The following is a 16,464-nucleotide window of genomic DNA, read 5'->3' on the forward strand; positions in this document are numbered from 1 at the left end:
CCGTTCAGAGCCGCATCTCAAGGCCTGATACATGACCGCACCCGATCACGCGCTTGAGCCGAGCAGAAACCTCTTGCACGAACGGGGGCATCCATACATGGGTTCACAAGACGGCTAACGTCCTGAACAAGTTCCCGAAATCCATGCAGCCGGCGGTGAAGGCCGATCTGCGCGAGATCTGGCAGGCCGAAACCCGCGCCGCGGCGGAAACCGCCATCGACACCTTCGCCGAGAAATACGGCGCCAAATACGAGAAGGCCGTGACCTGTCTCACCAAAGACCGCGAAGCCTTGCTGGCATTCTACGGTTTCCCCGCCGATCACTGGGATCACCTGCGCACCGGCAATCCGATCGAGAGCGTGTTCGCCACCGTCAGGCATCGAACCGTGCGGACCAAGGGAGCATTGTCGCAGAAGACCGCGAAGCTCATGGTCTTCAAGCTCGTTCAGGCCGCCGCAAAGACATGGCGCCGCCTGAAGGGCGCGAAGCAGTTGCCAATGGTCATCGAAGGTGTCAGATTCACCAACGGTGTCGCCGTAAACGGTACCGAAAACCGCGCCGCCTGATCAGGCCGTATCACCCAAAATCCCGCATAGCTCGATCGCGCAAACAAACCGACATGCCAGCCTTGTGCGACTGCCGCACGCGCCGTCGCCGCTCCGATACCGCTCGAAGCGCCGGTAATGAAAAGTGCCTTGCTCATGTCGGGTCCTTGTTCCGCAAAACGCTGATGGGCGGACAATGATTTCGCGGCGGTTTGGTTGCGTACCGTCGTCCTCGGCAGGTCCGTTGCGAGGATGCGCGCGCCGGTGCGCCTGCCTGGTGAAACGGTCCTGCCCGGCGCATTTCACCTCAACACTCACGCGGGGAGGGAATGCTTGGCCCTCGCGCTTGCCCGCAAGCACTTCGACATGGGCATGATCCACATCAACTCTTTCGGTGCCGCCGATCCGAATATGCCGTTCGGCGGGGTCAAGGATTTCGGATGCGGCCGTGAACACGGCGACTTTGGCATGAAGGAATTCGTCAGCGCAAAATCGATCTTCCTGCCCTGAGGCTCGACCCCGGAATCCTGCTGATGCGTTTCCAGAAAAGCTATCAAAAGATGTAAAAGTGGCATGCTCCGCCGCTGCGGAACAGGCACCGGCCTTGCGGATCAGAATAAACCGGGGCCGGAACCACACCAAAATTCCGCTGCGACATTCTGCATGAATTGACATCAATCGACCGTCAGTGGTCCGTTTGGGCTCTGCCCCACAACCTGATCGATGAGCCATATTTTGGAACCGTGACGTTATCGCGTGCATTTGCGTCGTGTCGTAGGGAAACGCGCAGCAGGAAGAGGAGTCGCTTGAAGATGAACAGCACCAAAGCCGCCGCCATCGCCCCCGATGAGGCCATCGCATTCTTCGCCGACACACGCGCACAGACCGAGGCGCTTGTCGCGCCTCTCGTGCCGGAAGACCTGATGCTGCAGTCGATGGAGGATGCCAGCCCCGCCAAGTGGCATCTCGCGCACACGACATGGTTCTTCGAAGAGTTCGTCGTGAGAAAGTATCTTCCGGATTATCGCGCGATCGACGATCGCTTCGCCTTTCTTTTCAATTCGTATTACGTGCAAGCCGGCCCACGACACGCCCGTGACAAGCGGGGGATGATTTCCCGTCCGGACAATGCGGCGGTCATGGCCTATCGCGCCCATGTCGACGAGGCGCTCGGGAGCTTGCTCGGCGGCGACCGCGATGACGGCGACGAGATCGCGGAACTGGTGGAACTCGGCTGCCATCACGAGATGCAGCATCAGGAACTGCTCGTGACCGACCTGCTCCACGGTCTTTCCCATAACCCGCTCCTGCCGGCTTATCGCGCCCCCGAACCGATGCCGGTCACCGGCGAGGTGCCGCTGGAATTCACCCGGCGCGAGGGTGGGCTCGTCGAGATCGGCCATGACGGAAACGGCTTCGCCTATGATTGCGAGGGGCCGCGCCACAAGACCTGGCTTGAGCCATTCGCGATTGCGCAAAGACCGGTGACGAATCGGGACTGGATCCGGTTCATGGAGGATGGCGGCTATGAGAACCAGGCGCTCTGGCTGAGCGACGGCTGGGCCTGCTGCCAGCGCGAGGGCTGGGACACGCCGCTCTACTGGTGGCATCAGGACGATGCCTGGTGGAACTACACCCTGCGCGGCCCCCAGCCCATCAATCCGGATGCGCCTGTATGCCATGTCAGCTATTATGAGGCCGATGCCTTCGCGCGCTGGGCCGGCGCGCGGCTACCCACGGAGGCGGAGTGGGAGGTCTCGTTCCGTGATCAGCCCATAACCGGTAATTTCCTCGAGAAATCGCAGTTCCGGCCGCTCCCCGGCAACGGGCCCTGGGGCGATGTCTGGGAGTGGACGCAGAGTCCGTTCACCCCCTATCCGGGCTTTCGCCCGCCGGAAGGCGCGATCGGCGAGTACAATGGCAAGTTCATGGTGAACCAGCTGGTCTTGCGCGGCGGCTCCTGCGCCACGCCCGCCGCACAGATGCGTCCGACCTACAGGACGTTCTTCTATCCGCACCAGCGCTGGCAGATGATGGGCCTGCGGCTGGCGAGGGACCTTTGAGATGGACAGGATATCGGGCATGAACGAGACGGTGACGCAAAATACCGAACTCCTGAGGGAGGCCCTCGCGGGACTGCGCGCCACCCCGAAGGAACTGCAGCCGAAATGGTTCTACGACAGCCGGGGCAGCACCCTGTTCGAGGAGATTACCGCGCTTCCGGAATATTACGTGACCCGGACGGAGCGCGCCGTCCTGCGCGACAATGTGGGAATGATCGCGGATTATGTGCCGGAGGGTACGGCGCTGGTCGAACTCGGCAGCGGCGCCAGCACGAAGACCCGCATCCTGCTTGATGCGCTGGACGCCGTCGGCACCTATGTCCCGGTCGATATCTCGGAGGACTTCCTCAGATCCGTGGCGCAGGATATCGATCGCAGCTATCCGGGCCTCGAAGTCGTGCCGCTCGCCGGCGACTTGATGGAAGATCTGACCCTGCCCGGCATCGTGGCCGGGCGGCCCATCGTCGGCTTCTTTCCCGGCTCGACCCTGGGCAATCTGGAGCCACCCGAAGCACGCGCCCTGCTGCGCCGGGTACGCGGCTGGCCCGGTATTGCCGGGCTCATACTCGGCATCGATCTCGTGAAGGATTCGCGGGTCCTCGAACGCGCCTATGACGACGCGCAGGGGGTAACCGCCGCGTTCAACCGCAACATCCTCGCCCGGCTCAACCGGGAGGCGGGAGGAGCCTTCGATCCGGACAGTTTCGGGCATGAGGCACGCTGGAATGCGGAAAAGTCACGCATCGAGATGCATCTCGTGAGCAGAACCGATCAGGATGTGCCGCTCGGCCCGGAGACTGTGTCGTTCAAGGCCGGAGAGAGCATCCATACCGAGAACAGCCACAAATACACCCGTGAGAGCCTGACGGAGATGGCGGCGGCGAGCGGCTGGACGGTCGCCGAGTTCCTGACTGACGACGACGGATGGTTCGCCGTGGCCGTGCTGAGGCCGGATGATGTGTCGATAACGGGTTAGAACTCCCGGCCCGACAGAGTCGGGCCGCAAAGGGCTCTGAGCCGCGACGATGTGATTGCGACATTGATCACGCCCGGCAGCATCACAATGCGCCGGGCGAGATCCGACTGCTTCAGTTCTCGACGCCGAGCTCGGCGGCGATGCGCTCGATCTCGGATTCGTAGAAGGCCAGCGCCGCCTCACCATCGACACCGCGCTCATTGGCAGCCTCGACCCATTCGTCACGGATGAAGGCCAGGGCCTCGCCGACTTCTTCCTGCAATTCCGGCGGCAGATCATAGAATACGGTCCCGCCCTCTTCGAGCTTGCCGATGGCTTCCTCTTCCTCCGATTGCCACATCTCGGCGAAACGGCGCACCAGCGCCTCGCCGCTGAGCGCATCCAGCGCCGCCTTGTCGGCATCGGAAAGGCGCTCATAAGCCGCTTCGCTCATCACCACATATTGGCTCGAATGGGCAAAGCCGCCGGGAATGATCGAGACATGGGTAAGGTATTCGGTGAGGTTGAAGTTGTAGACCGTCTCCAGCTGCTGGAACATTCCGTCGATGACACCGCGCGAGATCTGCTCGTAGGCATCGGTCACGGAGGATGAGATCGGCACCATGCCGAGCGTATTGGTCACCTGCTCGACCACGGGACCCGGCACGCGGATGCGCTTGCCTTCGACGGCATCCATGCTGGTGAGCAGGTCCCCGTTCATGGTCAGCTGGTAGGGGCCGTTGGTCCACAGGCCGAGCAGGCGCGTGCCCTCGTGCTCGTTCGCATCCATGAAGTAACGCTCATAGGTGTTCCAGTAGGCCAGCGAATTGACCACGGCATGGTTGTGCGTGAGCGGCAATTCGCCGAGCTGGGTCAGCACGAACCGCCCCGGCGTGTAGCCGTGAACCGAAAAGGCGAGATCGGCCACCTCGTTGGCGACGAGATCGAAATGGCCGGGAGGCGGCCCGAGCGCGGGCATGACCTCGACGCTGACGCGGCCCTCCGTCGCCTCGCTGAGCTCCTGCCCCCAGGGCTCGATCACCCGCGTGATGATCGGATGGGTGGCGGGCACCCAGTTGGAGTAGCGCAGGACGATGTCCTCCGCCTGGACCGAGGCGCCCGCGCCGAATACGGCAAGAGCGAGTCCGGCTGCGGAGCCTGTCAGGAATTGTCTGATATGCATGTCTTTTTCCCCTCTGTTGATGGTTTTGTTCGGCTACGTCATTCCGCCGCTCACATCAGCGAGGGCAGGAACAGGACGATCCCCGGAAACGCGATGACGAGGATCAGTTTGAGGATGTCGGGCACGAGAAAGATCAGCACCCCGGCGAAAAGCGTGCGCAAACCGATATGCGGCAGAACCGAGCGGAGCATGTAGACGTTGAGCCCGATCGGCGGCGAGATCAACGCGATCTCGACCACCATCACGATCAGGATCCCGAACCAGACCGGATCGATCCCCAGCGAGACGATGACAGGGAAGATGATCGGAATGGTGAGCAGGATCATCGACATGCTCTCCAGCACCATGCCGAGCAGGATATAGATCCCGCAGATGATCATCAGGATCCAGAAGGGTGAAAGGTCGAGCCCGCGCACGAAACCACCCAGCATGCGCGGCAGGCCCGCCATGTTGAGGAAGTTGCCCAGCACCAGCGCGCCCATGATCACGAAAAAGATCATCGCCGAGGTCACCGCAGTTTCCACCAGCGTCTCGACCAGCCCGTTCCAGCTCAGCGCCCCGCGCGCCAGGGCGAACAGGAATGCCCCGAAGGCGCCGATTCCGGCCGCCTCCGTCGGTGTGAAGATGCCGCCATAGATGCCCCCCATGACGATGACGAACAGCGCGATCACCGGCCAGACCTTCGCCAGCGCGCGCCCCCGCTCGCCCCATGAAGCCCGCTCCCCGGGCGGGCCCCAGGCGGGTCTGATCCGGGTGACCACGAGGATGGTGAGCATGTAGAGCCCCACCGCGATCAGCCCGGGCACGATCCCGGCGATGAAGAGCTTGCTGATCGAGGTCTCGGTGAGGATACCGTAGACGAGCAGCACCACGCTCGGCGGGATCAGAATGCCCAGCGTGCCCCCGGCGGCGATCGAGCCGGCGGAGAGGATATCCGCGTAGCCGTAGCGGCGCATCGAGGGATAGGCCACCCGCGCCATGGACGCCGTGGTGGCCATGCTGGATCCCGAGATCGCGGCAAAGCCGCCACAGGCGAGGATCGTGGCCTGGGCCAGGCCACCGCGGACATGGCCGACCATCGTATGGGCCGCATCATAGAGCTCGTTGCCGATGCGCGCGCGATTGATGAAATTGCCCATCAGCAGGAACAGCGGGATCACCGACAGCCCGTAATTGTTGACCAGTGCATAGGCCGTCTGCGCCGTCATGAAGGCTGCCGGGCGCCAGCTCGTCAGCATGGCGAAGCCACCGATCCCGACCGCCAGCATGGCGACACCCACCGGCACGCGCAGCATGATCAGGGTGAAGACGATGATCAGTCCGAATCCCGCCTCCATCGCCTGACCTCACTCGACAGCCGGGCCGTCACCCGGCTTGCGGATCACCATGGCGATGAGGGCTGCGATGGCGGCGACGCCAAACAGCACCGCCATGAAGGTCGCAAACGGCGCATGGGGAATGCCGCCGAACAGCGATTGTGCGTTCTGCCGGTCCAGTTGCGCGGCATAGTTCCAAAGCAGCATGGCAAGGAGGGCGAACAATCCCGCAGCCATGAGTCCGGCGAGCCAGTGCAGCAGCGTGGCCGCGCGTGGGACCAGATCCGCGACCAGCGACGCCTCGACGTGCCGCCCCTGCAGGCTGACCAGTGGCAGCGCTGACAGGATCATCAGGCACATGAGGAATTCGATGATCTCGTAGGCACCCCGTATCGGCGCATTGAACAGATAGCGCCCCGCCACATCAGCGACCATCAGGGCCATGATCACAAACATCATCAACGCCGCCACCGGTGCGAGCACCCGACGGATCAGGCTCGCCGTGACACCCAGAGCTTGACGGAGCGGGGCAGGTCTCATCGGCCCCTCTCAGTTCCGACCAGGCTGCGCGGCATGGACCGGCGCATCGGGGCGGGTGTTGAGATCGTATTTCATGATCCGCCCGTGCCGTCCCTGACGATCGCCCTCGAGCCCGTAGACTGGCCCGTTCGGCCCACGCGCCTGCGCCAGCACGGCTGCGATCGCTGCGCGATCAGCATCGTCGAGGGAGAAGCGGAAGATCTGCAGGGTCTTGTCGAGATGGCGGGCATAGCGCGCGCCCACGATGACTGCGGCCACCTGCGGCTGGTCGAGCACATGCCGCGATGCCACGGCTGAGAGCGAGACGCCATGTTTCTCACCAATCCGCGCCAGTGTCGCCAGCAATTCCTGGAACAGCTCCCAGGGGCCGAATTCGTCGATGATCAGACGATATTTCACCAGCGAACGATTCTCGAAGGCGAAGCCCGGATCGGCCCGACCGAGCCAGGATTCGGTTAGGAACCCGCCGGCAAGCGTACCATAGCACAGGAGATGCACGTCGTTTGCACCCGCCCAGGGCACGAGGGTACCTTCCGGGCGCCGGTCGAGCAGCGAATATTGCACCTGCGCGGACACGATATCGACACCGGCGGCGCGGAACCGTTCGATCGGCGCATGATCCCAGTTGGTCACCCCGACATGACGCAGCTTGCCCTTGTCCTGCGCCCGCTTGAGCGCTTCGAGGGCACGCATCACGTCGCCGGTGGCGAGGTCCCACCAGAAGAACTGCACGAGGTGTAGCTGCTCGAGCCGCAGCCGCTTCAGAGAGCGGTCGATGATCGCCTCGATGTCCTGCGGCCCGATCTCGGACAGCCGGCCCAGATCCGGCACGAGCTTGGTATGCACGCAGACCCGGTCAGCCACCGCGCGCCCGCGCCGCTGGCGCAGATCAGCGATGAAGGCGCCGATCATCTCCTCGACGCCGGTATAGATATCGGCGCAGTCGAAAGTGGTGATGCCCGCATCCAGAAAGGCTTCCATATCCGCGATCGCCGCTGCGCGATCCACCGGGCCGTGATCCCCGGCGAGTTGCCAGCAGCCCTTGATCACGCGGGAGATCGGATGATCGGGGCGCAGATGCGTGGTCTCGACGCTCATGGGCTGGTATCCTCGTCTGTTTCACCGGCCCAATAGGGCGTGCCACGCTTGTCTGGCAGGCCGGTCGTCTCGCTGTGGCGGAAGAAGCGCCGACCGGTGCGGGTTATGCGAAAGCGTCCGCCGCAATGCGGATCCGGGCAGGCAATCTCGGCATCAGTCGTCATCCAGTCCTGCGCGCTGGTCTCGCGCTGCTTGGCCGGCAGCAGCGGCAGCAGCGCGGCGAGCGCATACATGGAAACCTTCTGCCCCGGTTCGAAGACGAGGTTCTCGCCCTCGACGCGAAAGCTCTCGCCGGCAATGTGGCGACAGACCGGCGGGCGATCGCCGATCACCGTCTCGACCTTGAGGTCGTACAGCCAGAAACCCTCCGCGTCGGTATCTGCACCTCGTTGCGTCATCACGGCTTCGTCCCTCGGCGACCGGGTCCTGCGCATCGGCATGGCCCGGTTCGTTATTTGTGATATGTGATCACACTAGACGCTGCGTTAACGAAGCGTCAATATGGACGCGTCTCGGCAATTGTGGGGAGAGCGGGATGAGCGGGCCGGTTTTCGGGCGCATCGACCAGATGACCATGCGCGAGAGCGTCTATGCGCAATTGCATGACGCCTTCACGCGCGGACAGTTCGCCCCCGGCGACAGCCTGAACCTGCGCGGGCTGGCCGAGCGGCTCGGCACCTCGATGACCCCCGTGCGCGAGGCCGTGCGCCGGCTGGTGGCTGAGGGGGCGCTGATCGACGCGCCGTCACGGTCCCTGCGGGTTCCCGATTTCGATCTGCGCCAGATGGAGGATCTGAAACTGGCGCGGATCGCGCTGGAGCCGCTCGTCACCGGACGCGCGGTGGAGCGCATGGACGATGGGACGCTGGAGGTGCTTGCAGCCATCCTCGCCGAGGAAGCCGAGGATGGCGCAGGGCGGGATACGCCCGATCTTTCGCAGAATTACCGTTTTCACTTCACCTTGTATCAAAAGGCGGATTCGCCCGTGCTGCTGCCCCTGATCGCGGGCCTGTGGCTGCGCTACGGCCCCTATCTCAATCTGATCATGCGCCGCGCGGGGCCGGATATCGGCAAGGGCAACGACATCCACGAGATCATCCTCGACGCAGCCCGGCGCGGCGATGCAAGAACCGCCCAGGCCGCTATCGTGGACGATATCGAACGCTCTTTTTCTCTCCTCGCCGAGGCAGCTGATGCGCATATTCCGATCCGCCAGTCCAACGGGCGCGCGCTGCCTTGACGTTCGGGTAATTCAATGCGGCTGTCATGGCTAGCTGCAGGGCCCACTACAGAACCTGGACAGTGATCCGCGAGAAATTGCTCACCCTTCCTCCGATTTCGTCAGGTTATATCGAAACATTTGCCGTCCACAAGCGTTGGGCCTGACTGAAAACCCTGACAGGAAAGGAAGCTGCCATGAATCCGCTGGTAAATCGTAATCGTCTCCTCGATCAGCTCTTCCGTGATTTCCCGTCCAGTTATTCAATACAGCCATTGCATGGAGACCCTCTGCCGGCACCGGAGCAGATCAAGATTGATGTGAAGAACAATGCCAGGAGCTTCACGGTTCATGCAGAAATGCCCGGTCTGAAAAAAGACGACATTCACGTGACGGTCGACGGGAATGTCGTCACGATCCAGGCCGAGGTAAAACAGCATGACGCTGAGACCGACGATGAGAGACTGGTGCACTCCGAACGCTATTATGGTTCGGTTCAGCGCAGTTTCGCGCTCCCGGCAGCAGTGTCCGAAGCGAAGGTCAAGGCAAAATACGAAGATGGAATCCTGACATTGAACTTGCCCAAGGAGGCACCGAACGGCTCGAAGAAAATCGCGGTCTCATGAGATCCGGGCTCGCGACGTGCATGACGGGCGTCAACAGACGGCGCGTCGACAAGGGCACCAATCCGCTGCCGGCGCGCCGTCGTTGCGGTCTTTTGAGGCGGGTCGTACTGGTCGGACAGGTTTACGGCCTTGACAAGTCGGTATCGGGTTTTGCTTTTCAGGCCGCAAGTCGCAATTGGGTGCTCAGCCTCATCCGATGGCGCTCGGCACATTGAGGGGGCGCGTGACGTGAGCCACGGGTAGCAGCCCTGGCCGCGAGAATGATGGTTCTCGTCGAGGACGCGCGGGGTCGTCATCTATAGGGGGTAAAGCCGCGTTCGATGTTGCGTGGGATCAGGACCGCGTCGATGGCGTGGATGATGCCTTTTGAATGGGCGAGGTCGCGTTTCATGATTCTTGCCCGCCCGCCTTCGTGATCCGTGATCTCCAGCGTGCCCCCGACAATCCGGACACTCAGCGGCGCGCCGGAAATCGTGCGCAGGGTCGCACGCCCCCTCCCGTCGCGAACGGCTTGCTCCAGTTCTTCCGCCGTGATCCGGCCCGGCACCAGATGATAGGCCAGAACGGTCTTCAGCCGTTCCCGGTTCTCGGGAAGAAGGAGCATGTCTCTGCGCTCCGCCGGCATCACTTCGAAGGCCTGATCCGTCGGCGCGAACAACGTCAGGGGACGATCGACGGAGAGATCACGCCAGACAGCCGTTGCATCAAGGGCGGATGAAAGCGTGTCATGATTGCCCATGGACCCGAGCCTGTCAGCCGGGCTCGCCATCGGCGCAGGATCTGAAAGTGCTCGGTCCCGGGCGAGGCTTGCCGATGCGACCGCTGCTGTCAGGCTCAGGACAATCGCCCCCAACCCCAGCATGCGAAAACAAGAATTCATGAAAACTCCTCAGGTAAAGTGACACGCATCCGGATCAGGTTGATTGCACGCGGCCCGGAGCATCGACGGTCGCCAGTCCTTCGAACGGCCCCGCGCACTTCGGTGAGGCGGGCGCATGCGCCACGTCATCGACCGCGTAAGTCGCGACGCTCTTCTGCATTCTGGATATCCTTGCTTCCGAGGGAGCGCAGCCTCGGCGCATCACCATATCCGCCGCAAACCCAATCATACCACAAACGCCTAGAATCGGCGCGGCCTGATTTCCCGAGGCATGGCGTCAAGATCAGCCCCGACGACTGCTCCGGTTCCAAACCTGGTACATGACAGGCGGTGACGCGAGGGCGGGCAGCGGCGCCGGGTGGAGCGATCCGGTTCGAGAGCCCGGCGGGGTAGGGGTCCGCGGAGCGAACCCGGAGCGCTGCTTCATTGGTGATCGCCGCGTCTTAGGTTTTCGCCATAAGTCAAAACCAGGCTGATATCGTCTTGCCTGCGGGCCTTCTCAACGAGATCAAGAAATCCTAGTTCGACCAGTTCATGCCGAATTGGAACGTACCGTTTGCGGGCATTTTCTTTGATGCGGCGTGAATTTGCGTTCGTGATATTAAAACACAGGATATCCGGATCATCTGGGTTTGGCCCCACGGTGTCCGGACCCAGTTGCAAAATTTCGGAAGAGCTCATCCCGTGGAGACAGGCGATCAGCGGAAGCCAGAACTGAACCTCGGCACAGGCTTTTGCACGCTTGTGTCGGAAGCCCGCCGTGAAAATTCGATTGCCGAAAATTCGGCCGATAACCTCGTCGGGGTAGGGGTCTCGCTTGCCTTGCGTATCCGGGACGGTCAGATAGATATTGTCGGCAAAGCGATGCTCGATCCAGCCCGCGTGATTCGCGGTGTTGATCAGTGCGGTGATGTAGCCGACTTTCTTGTTGACGGTTGCCACCGCCATCGAGCCGGCTGCGAGGTTATCACGGAAATCGACGATGTCGCGTCGGGTCACCTGAGCGATATCCCTGATATTGTAGCGACGCGAGAACAGCTTCACGGTCTTTCGCATTTCCTCCAGGTATCGCTCGTTCTCCGGTTTGCCAGCAGCTTTTCGCAGGGCTCGCCACTTATCGATGCAGTCATCGAATGTGTAACCCGATGCCGCGAGGGAACGTGTCGGAGCGGCCGTCACCGGCGCAGTTTGACCGGTGGTCGGCTCTGATGGTGCAGCAACTCGCCAAGGCCCCTGGATGGTGTTCGGATGAGGATTTCCGATGCCGCCCCGATGCTGGTTGCGCAGCAGGTATGTCTCGAAAAATCTCAGTTCAGCACGATGGCATTCGAGCATGAAATGCCCGTAAAGACCGCTCTTCGGGTCGAGATGAACACCAAGGGTCCTGACCAGTCTTGCGATGAATGCGCGCCGCTCCGCGATGTACGTCTCAGCCGTGAATTCCTTCAACGCTCGAAGGCGTTTGAGATTCCTCGAAAAGGTCTCGTCATCATCGACGGGGATGTCTCTTGGGTTGGGGTCGGAAACGAGCAGGGCACCTGGTGCCCGCCCAACACGGGCAATCCAGTCTTCCTCGATGAGAGTCAATTCGACCCATTTTGCGAGATTCGTCCAATCCTCGCGGCTCCACTTTACCGTCGAGAGCCATGTCCCGGTATCACCGTCCCTCGACACATTTCCGATCGCGAGGCGGGCTTCATCGAAGCGGCGGTCCCATGCCTGGTCGAGTTCGAATGCCCGCTCCCGGGCGATACGCATGTCATGCGTTTTCAAAGATGTCTGAATGCGTGTGCGACCGATATGACCGGCCACATCGTCAGGGACGCGACGCACGTATTGGTAGATGCCGTTGCGTTTCGTGACGTGGGTAGGGAGTGCCATGTTATGCGCCATGTTATGCAGAATGTTATGCATTTCGCGGCGTTTCAAGCCGCAGACATGGCGAAAAGCGTTTATTCTTAACGGTTTCTTGGAAAAATGGCGCGCCCTACGGGACTCGAACCCGTGTTTTCGCCGTGAAAGGGCGACGTCCTAGACCGCTAGACGAAGGGCGCGGGTCGCGGCTCGGCGCGACGGGGGGTGTATAGAAGGGATTCGGGTGGGGGGCAAGCCTCTCTCGCACGCTTCATTCAAAATTTTTCACCCCGGTCGCGCGGCGTCAATGAGACGCATCTCGACCCGCTCGCGACCACCCCACGCGTTGCGTGAAAGCGTCCCGCAGACGTGCAGCGGCGTGCCGACCGCACCCTGGATCATGTTGCCCAGATCCGTCCCCGCCGCGCGAAAGGCGATCGCATCAATGGTCGCGCCGCCACCATCGGCGAGGCGTGCGCGCAGATGCCCGTTGCTGCCGACCTCCCTGACACTCACGATGCGATGCTCGGTAAGCGCGAAGACCGGTTCCGGACAGCCCGCACCATAGGGGCCCGCCTGGTCGAGGGCGTCCATCAGCGCGACCTGCGCGCCGGCTGCCGTGAGTGGTGCATCGAGCATCAGGCGATCGTTATCCGCCGCATCGGCGACATCAGTGGCGAGTCGTTCGGTGATGAACGCCGCGAAAGCACCAAGGGCATCGGCGGAGACCGTCGCGCCCGCTGCCATGGCATGGCCGCCGCCCTTGCGGGCGATGCCGGCATCCACGGCTGCGCGGACTGCACGGCCGAGATCGGCGCCGATGATCGAGCGCCCGGAGCCCGTTGCGATGCCCGCTTCATCGATCGCGAAGGCGAAAGCAGGGCGTCGGAAGCGCTCCTTCAGGCGTGATGCGGCGAGGCCGACGATTCCGGGATGCCATTCCGGTGAGGACGTCACGAGGAGTGCCGCCTGCGTATCCTGGTGAAGCGCCGCCTCCGCCTGCGCCACCGCCTCGGCGACGGCATCCTGCTCGATGGCCTGGCGGGCGCGGTTGAGCTGATCCAGCTCGCCGGCGATGCGTTGCGCCTCACCGGGATCGTGCGTCATCAGCAGCTTCGCGCCGAGCGCCGCATCGCCGATGCGCCCGCCGGCATTGATACGTGGTCCGACCAGAAATCCGAGATGCCAGGCCTGCGGTGCCGTCTCAAGCCCTGCAACATCGAGCAGCGCCGTAAGGCCGACGCGTCCGCGTTGGCGCATCACCGTGAGGCCCTGGCGGACGAAGGCACGGTTGAGCCCGATCAGCGGCACCACGTCGGCGACGGTCGCCAGCGCCACGAGATCAAGCGCGCCCATCAGCGCAAAAGCTTCTTCCGCAGGTGCGTGGCCGGTGTTGCGCAGGGCGCGATTAAGGCCGACAAGAGTGATGAAGACGACGCCCGCCGCGCAGAGATGACCGAGGCCGGAGAGATCGTCCTGGCGGTTGGGATTGACCAGAGCCATGACCTCGGGCAGCGCCTCCGGGGCCTGATGGTGGTCGAGCACCACCACGTCGAGGCCGAGCCGGCGCGCCTCGGCGAACGGCTCGTGGCTCGCCGTGCCGCAATCGACGCTGACCAGCAACCGCGCGCCGTCCTCGGCCAGTGCCCGGATCGCCTGGGCATTGGGGCCGTAGCCTTCGGTGATACGGTCGGGAATATGGATGCGCACGGCCACGCCGCAGGCTTCCAGGAAGCTCGCCAGCAAGGCGCTGGAACAGGCCCCGTCGACGTCATAATCACCAAAGATCGCCACGGGTTCGCGGCTGTGCACGGCCTGGACGAGCCGATCCACGGCGGGCTGCATGTCGCGCAGGGTGTCCGGGTCGGGCAGCAGATCGCGCAGACGTGGCGTCATGAAGCCCTCGACCGCGTCCAAGGTGACCCCGCGTCCCGCCAGCACCCGCGCCACGAGATCGGGCAGCCCATGCGCCTGCGCCAACGCGCTCGCAAGCATCTCGCCACGCTCATCCAGCCGGTAAGCCCAACTGCGCCCGGAAGCGGTGCGGCTTGTACCGGGAAAGGGTCGCCCGGGGGAGGCGGTGGCGAAGGGACGTGATGACAGGTCATTCATCGGGGTGCGTGGTGCTCAGAAGATCTTGCGATATTGAATGAAGCCCGGCAGGTCCGCGACCTGGTCGTAGAGAATCCGCGCCTCGTAGTTCTTTTCCTGCGTGAGCCAGTAGACACGCGCCGCGCCGGCTTCCCGCGCACGTGCATAGACTGCCTCGATCAGCCTGCGCCCGGCTCCCTTGCCGCGCGCCTGCGGCACGGTGAAGAGATCCTGCAGATAGCAGTAGTCGCCGATCGTCCAGGTCGAACGATGGAAGATGTAGTGCACGATGCCGACCAGTTCCTCGCCCAGAAAGGCGCCGAGGGCGTACATGGGTTCGTTGGGATCATGCAGGCGATCCCATGTCGTCTGCGTCACCTGATCCGAGACCGATGTCTTGTAGAAGGTGAGATAGCCCTGCCAAAGCGGCTCCCATGCTTCGCGGTCATCGCGGTGCAGCTTCCTGATTTCGATTCCGGCCATCGCGACACTCCTTCCGATCATCCCGTCCGCGAAGATGCGTAGCAGATATCCGGTTCCGACGCATCCCGCCGGCCTGGTGCGACATCCTGTCTTCAGCAACCGGACGCAAGCTGTTTTCGCTTGCGCCGCCTTATTGGAGTGGGTATGAAAAAGACAGTGATATCAATAGTTTAGAGAGCTTCTAAACTGGAGTGCGCGATGATTGTCTGTTCCTGCAACGTCCTCTCGGACCGCGATGTGCGCGGCTGTCTCAACCCGGGCGCGGATTGCCCGCGCACCCCTGCCCAGGTTTATCGCTGTCTCGGGTGCTCTGCCCAGTGCGGGCGTTGCGCCCGGACGATTCGCAAGATCATGGATGCGACCCTGCCCGGAATCGACCCGTGCGCAGGCTGTCCCGCCGCCTGCGAAACGCATCATGACGAAGCCATGGAGCATGCCGGCTGACATGTGTCGTGACCCGGCATTCCGTGGCGCGAGCGAGGCTATTGACGAACGCCCCAGCGCAGCGTACTAGAATTTTTAGAACGATTCTAAATTTGGAGTGCTTTAATGAAGGGCGACAAGAAGGTCATCGAGTATCTCAACCGCGGGCTGCGCAGCGAACTGACGGCGGTCAGCCAGTACTGGCTGCATTATCGCATCCTCGATGACTGGGGCTACAAGGACCTCGCGCAGTTCTGGCGCAAGGAATCGATCGAGGAAATGCACCACGCGGACAAGTTCGTCGAGCGGATCCTGTTCCTTGAAGGCTTCCCCAATCTGCAAGAGCTCGACCCGCTGCGCATTGGCCAGTCGATCGAGGAAATTCTTGATTGCGACCTCGCAGCCGAAGTCGAGGCGCGCGCGTTCTATCTGGAAGCGGCCAATTACTGCGACAGCGTCTCGGATCGGGTCTCGAAGAACCTGTTCGAGGAACTCGCGGCAGATGAGGAAGGCCATATCGACTTCCTCGAAACGCAGAAGGAACTGATCAAGCAGGTTGGCGTGCAGCTCTACGCCCAGAAGCATATCGGCGGTCTGGAATGAGGGCACTGGCTGCCGGTCTCGCCGGTGGCCTCACCTGATCAGTTGCGAGAGCGCGCGGAAAGTCTCGGTGCCTGCGCGCTCCATCCATTCGAACACCACCATCTCGCTGTTGACGACGACGCATCCCGCCTGTCGCGCACGATCAATGGCGCATTCGCGGCTTTCCGGCACACGGCTGCCGACCGCGTCGGCCACAAGAAAAATCTGATAGCCTGCCGCCTGCAGATCGAGCGCCGTCTGCAGCACGCAGACATGCGCTTCGGCGCCGGCGACGACGATCTGGTCGCGCCCGACTTCCCGCAGGGCCGCGAAATGCGCGGCGAAGGCAGGGTCGCGCTGCGCAGAGAAGGTGATCTTCTCGTGGATGAACGCAGTCGCGGGCAGGAGTTCGCGGATCGGCGCGATGGTTGGCCCCAGCCCGCGCGGATATTGCTCGGTCACCGCGACCGGGATTGCGAGGGCGTCGGCGGAGCGGATCAGGATCCCGGCCCGTTCGGCAACAGCGGCACCCGCATGAATCGCCGGCATCAGGCGCTCCTGGAAATCGACGATCAGCAGGATCGAACGATGGGCCTCGATGAGCAT

Annotated in this window: 18 protein-coding genes, 1 tRNA gene and 2 pseudogenes; 8 read left to right on the forward strand and 13 right to left on the reverse strand. The window is 62.7% G+C overall.

What is annotated here, in order from left to right; all coding sequences use genetic code 11:
- Positions 1 to 98 precede the first annotated feature (98 nt).
- A pseudogene (locus GA0071312_RS12800) lies at positions 99 to 566 on the forward strand (transposase); the annotation flags it as partial.
- Between the two features lie 29 nt (positions 567 to 595).
- On the opposite strand, the pseudogene GA0071312_RS20615 reads toward GA0071312_RS12800, so the two are convergent.
- Positions 596 to 703, reverse strand: a pseudogene (locus tag GA0071312_RS20615) (SDR family NAD(P)-dependent oxidoreductase); the annotation flags it as partial.
- Positions 704 to 878: 175 nt separating this feature from the next.
- Here GA0071312_RS20615 and GA0071312_RS19420 point away from each other — a divergent pair.
- The 3 genes from GA0071312_RS19420 (at position 879) to egtD (ending at position 3,584) form a co-directional block, all read left to right on the forward strand.
- Positions 879 to 1,055 (forward strand): aldehyde dehydrogenase family protein, encoded by a 177-nt coding sequence (locus GA0071312_RS19420; RefSeq protein WP_238947207.1) that lies wholly within the window; start codon positions 879 to 881, stop codon positions 1,053 to 1,055.
- A gap of 302 nt (positions 1,056 to 1,357) precedes the next feature.
- The gene (egtB, locus tag GA0071312_RS12810; RefSeq protein WP_074445287.1) at positions 1,358 to 2,608 is read left to right on the forward strand and encodes an ergothioneine biosynthesis protein EgtB; all 1,251 of its coding nucleotides are present in this window, start codon (positions 1,358 to 1,360) and stop codon (positions 2,606 to 2,608) included.
- A 19-nt stretch (positions 2,609 to 2,627) separates the two neighbouring features.
- Complete coding sequence (gene egtD / locus GA0071312_RS12815) at positions 2,628 to 3,584, forward strand: L-histidine N(alpha)-methyltransferase (RefSeq protein WP_074446160.1); 957 nt, start codon at positions 2,628 to 2,630, stop codon at positions 3,582 to 3,584.
- 112 nt (positions 3,585 to 3,696) lie between these two features.
- On the opposite strand, the gene GA0071312_RS12820 is transcribed toward egtD, so the two are convergent.
- The 5 genes from GA0071312_RS12820 to GA0071312_RS12840 are packed head-to-tail and all read right to left on the reverse strand — an operon-like array spanning position 3,697 to position 8,098.
- Complete coding sequence (locus GA0071312_RS12820; RefSeq protein ID WP_074445288.1) at positions 3,697 to 4,746, reverse strand: TRAP transporter substrate-binding protein; 1,050 nt, start codon at positions 4,744 to 4,746, stop codon at positions 3,697 to 3,699.
- Positions 4,747 to 4,796: 50 nt separating this feature from the next.
- On the reverse strand, positions 4,797 to 6,083 hold the full coding sequence (locus GA0071312_RS12825) for a TRAP transporter large permease (RefSeq protein ID WP_074445289.1): 1,287 nt from the start codon (positions 6,081 to 6,083) through the stop codon (positions 4,797 to 4,799).
- A 9-nt stretch (positions 6,084 to 6,092) separates the two neighbouring features.
- Entirely contained in the window at positions 6,093 to 6,602 is a 510-nt protein-coding gene (locus GA0071312_RS12830; RefSeq protein WP_074445290.1) for a TRAP transporter small permease, read from the reverse strand.
- A gap of 9 nt (positions 6,603 to 6,611) precedes the next feature.
- Complete coding sequence (locus GA0071312_RS12835) at positions 6,612 to 7,700, reverse strand: aldo/keto reductase (RefSeq protein WP_074445291.1); 1,089 nt, start codon at positions 7,698 to 7,700, stop codon at positions 6,612 to 6,614.
- On the reverse strand, positions 7,697 to 8,098 hold the full coding sequence (locus GA0071312_RS12840) for a TIGR04076 family protein (protein WP_074446161.1): 402 nt from the start codon (positions 8,096 to 8,098) through the stop codon (positions 7,697 to 7,699). Before GA0071312_RS12840 ends, GA0071312_RS12835 begins: the two co-directional genes overlap by 4 nt.
- 137 nt (positions 8,099 to 8,235) lie before the next feature.
- Here GA0071312_RS12840 and GA0071312_RS12845 point away from each other — a divergent pair, with 137 nt between their 5' ends.
- Together GA0071312_RS12845 and GA0071312_RS12850 are read left to right on the forward strand one after the other, a co-directional pair.
- Entirely contained in the window at positions 8,236 to 8,940 is a 705-nt protein-coding gene (locus GA0071312_RS12845; RefSeq protein WP_074445292.1) for a GntR family transcriptional regulator, read from the forward strand.
- 176 nt (positions 8,941 to 9,116) lie between these two features.
- A complete protein-coding gene (locus GA0071312_RS12850) occupies positions 9,117 to 9,545 on the forward strand; it encodes an Hsp20/alpha crystallin family protein (protein WP_074445293.1) in 429 nt (142 codons plus the stop codon).
- A gap of 292 nt (positions 9,546 to 9,837) precedes the next feature.
- On the opposite strand, the gene GA0071312_RS12855 is transcribed toward GA0071312_RS12850, so the two are convergent.
- The 6 genes from GA0071312_RS12855 to GA0071312_RS12875 all read right to left on the reverse strand — a co-directional run bounded on the left by GA0071312_RS12855 (position 9,838) and on the right by GA0071312_RS12875 (position 14,853).
- On the reverse strand, positions 9,838 to 10,284 hold the full coding sequence (locus tag GA0071312_RS12855; protein ID WP_074445294.1) for a fasciclin domain-containing protein: 447 nt from the start codon (positions 10,282 to 10,284) through the stop codon (positions 9,838 to 9,840).
- A gap of 175 nt (positions 10,285 to 10,459) precedes the next feature.
- Complete coding sequence (locus GA0071312_RS20500) at positions 10,460 to 10,585, reverse strand: hypothetical protein (protein WP_275262151.1); 126 nt, start codon at positions 10,583 to 10,585, stop codon at positions 10,460 to 10,462.
- A gap of 263 nt (positions 10,586 to 10,848) precedes the next feature.
- Positions 10,849 to 12,306 carry a DUF6538 domain-containing protein gene (locus GA0071312_RS12860; protein WP_131817805.1) on the reverse strand — a complete coding sequence of 486 codons (1,458 nt, stop codon included), beginning with the start codon at positions 12,304 to 12,306 and terminating at the stop codon, positions 10,849 to 10,851.
- Between the two features lie 97 nt (positions 12,307 to 12,403).
- Positions 12,404 to 12,479: transfer RNA gene (locus GA0071312_RS12865), tRNA-Glu, on the reverse strand.
- A gap of 85 nt (positions 12,480 to 12,564) precedes the next feature.
- Complete coding sequence (gene recJ, locus GA0071312_RS12870) at positions 12,565 to 14,391, reverse strand: single-stranded-DNA-specific exonuclease RecJ (RefSeq protein ID WP_083204559.1); 1,827 nt, start codon at positions 14,389 to 14,391, stop codon at positions 12,565 to 12,567.
- A gap of 15 nt (positions 14,392 to 14,406) precedes the next feature.
- Complete coding sequence (locus GA0071312_RS12875; RefSeq protein WP_074445296.1) at positions 14,407 to 14,853, reverse strand: GNAT family N-acetyltransferase; 447 nt, start codon at positions 14,851 to 14,853, stop codon at positions 14,407 to 14,409.
- Between the two features lie 198 nt (positions 14,854 to 15,051).
- On the opposite strand from GA0071312_RS12875, the gene GA0071312_RS12880 reads away from it, so the two are divergent.
- Positions 15,052 to 15,297: a (2Fe-2S)-binding protein gene (locus tag GA0071312_RS12880; protein WP_074445297.1), complete on the forward strand. Its 246-nt coding sequence runs from the start codon at positions 15,052 to 15,054 to the stop codon at positions 15,295 to 15,297.
- Positions 15,298 to 15,402: 105 nt separating this feature from the next.
- Positions 15,403 to 15,879 carry a bacterioferritin gene (gene bfr, locus GA0071312_RS12885; protein WP_074445298.1) on the forward strand — a complete coding sequence of 159 codons (477 nt, stop codon included), beginning with the start codon at positions 15,403 to 15,405 and terminating at the stop codon, positions 15,877 to 15,879.
- A 30-nt stretch (positions 15,880 to 15,909) separates the two neighbouring features.
- Here bfr and GA0071312_RS12890 read toward each other — a convergent pair whose 3' ends face one another.
- Entirely contained in the window at positions 15,910 to 16,464 is a 555-nt protein-coding gene (locus tag GA0071312_RS12890; protein ID WP_074445299.1) for a hydrolase, read from the reverse strand.

Source organism: Saliniramus fredricksonii (assembly GCF_900094735.1).
Classification (GTDB): Bacteria; Pseudomonadota; Alphaproteobacteria; order Rhizobiales; family Beijerinckiaceae; genus Saliniramus; species Saliniramus fredricksonii.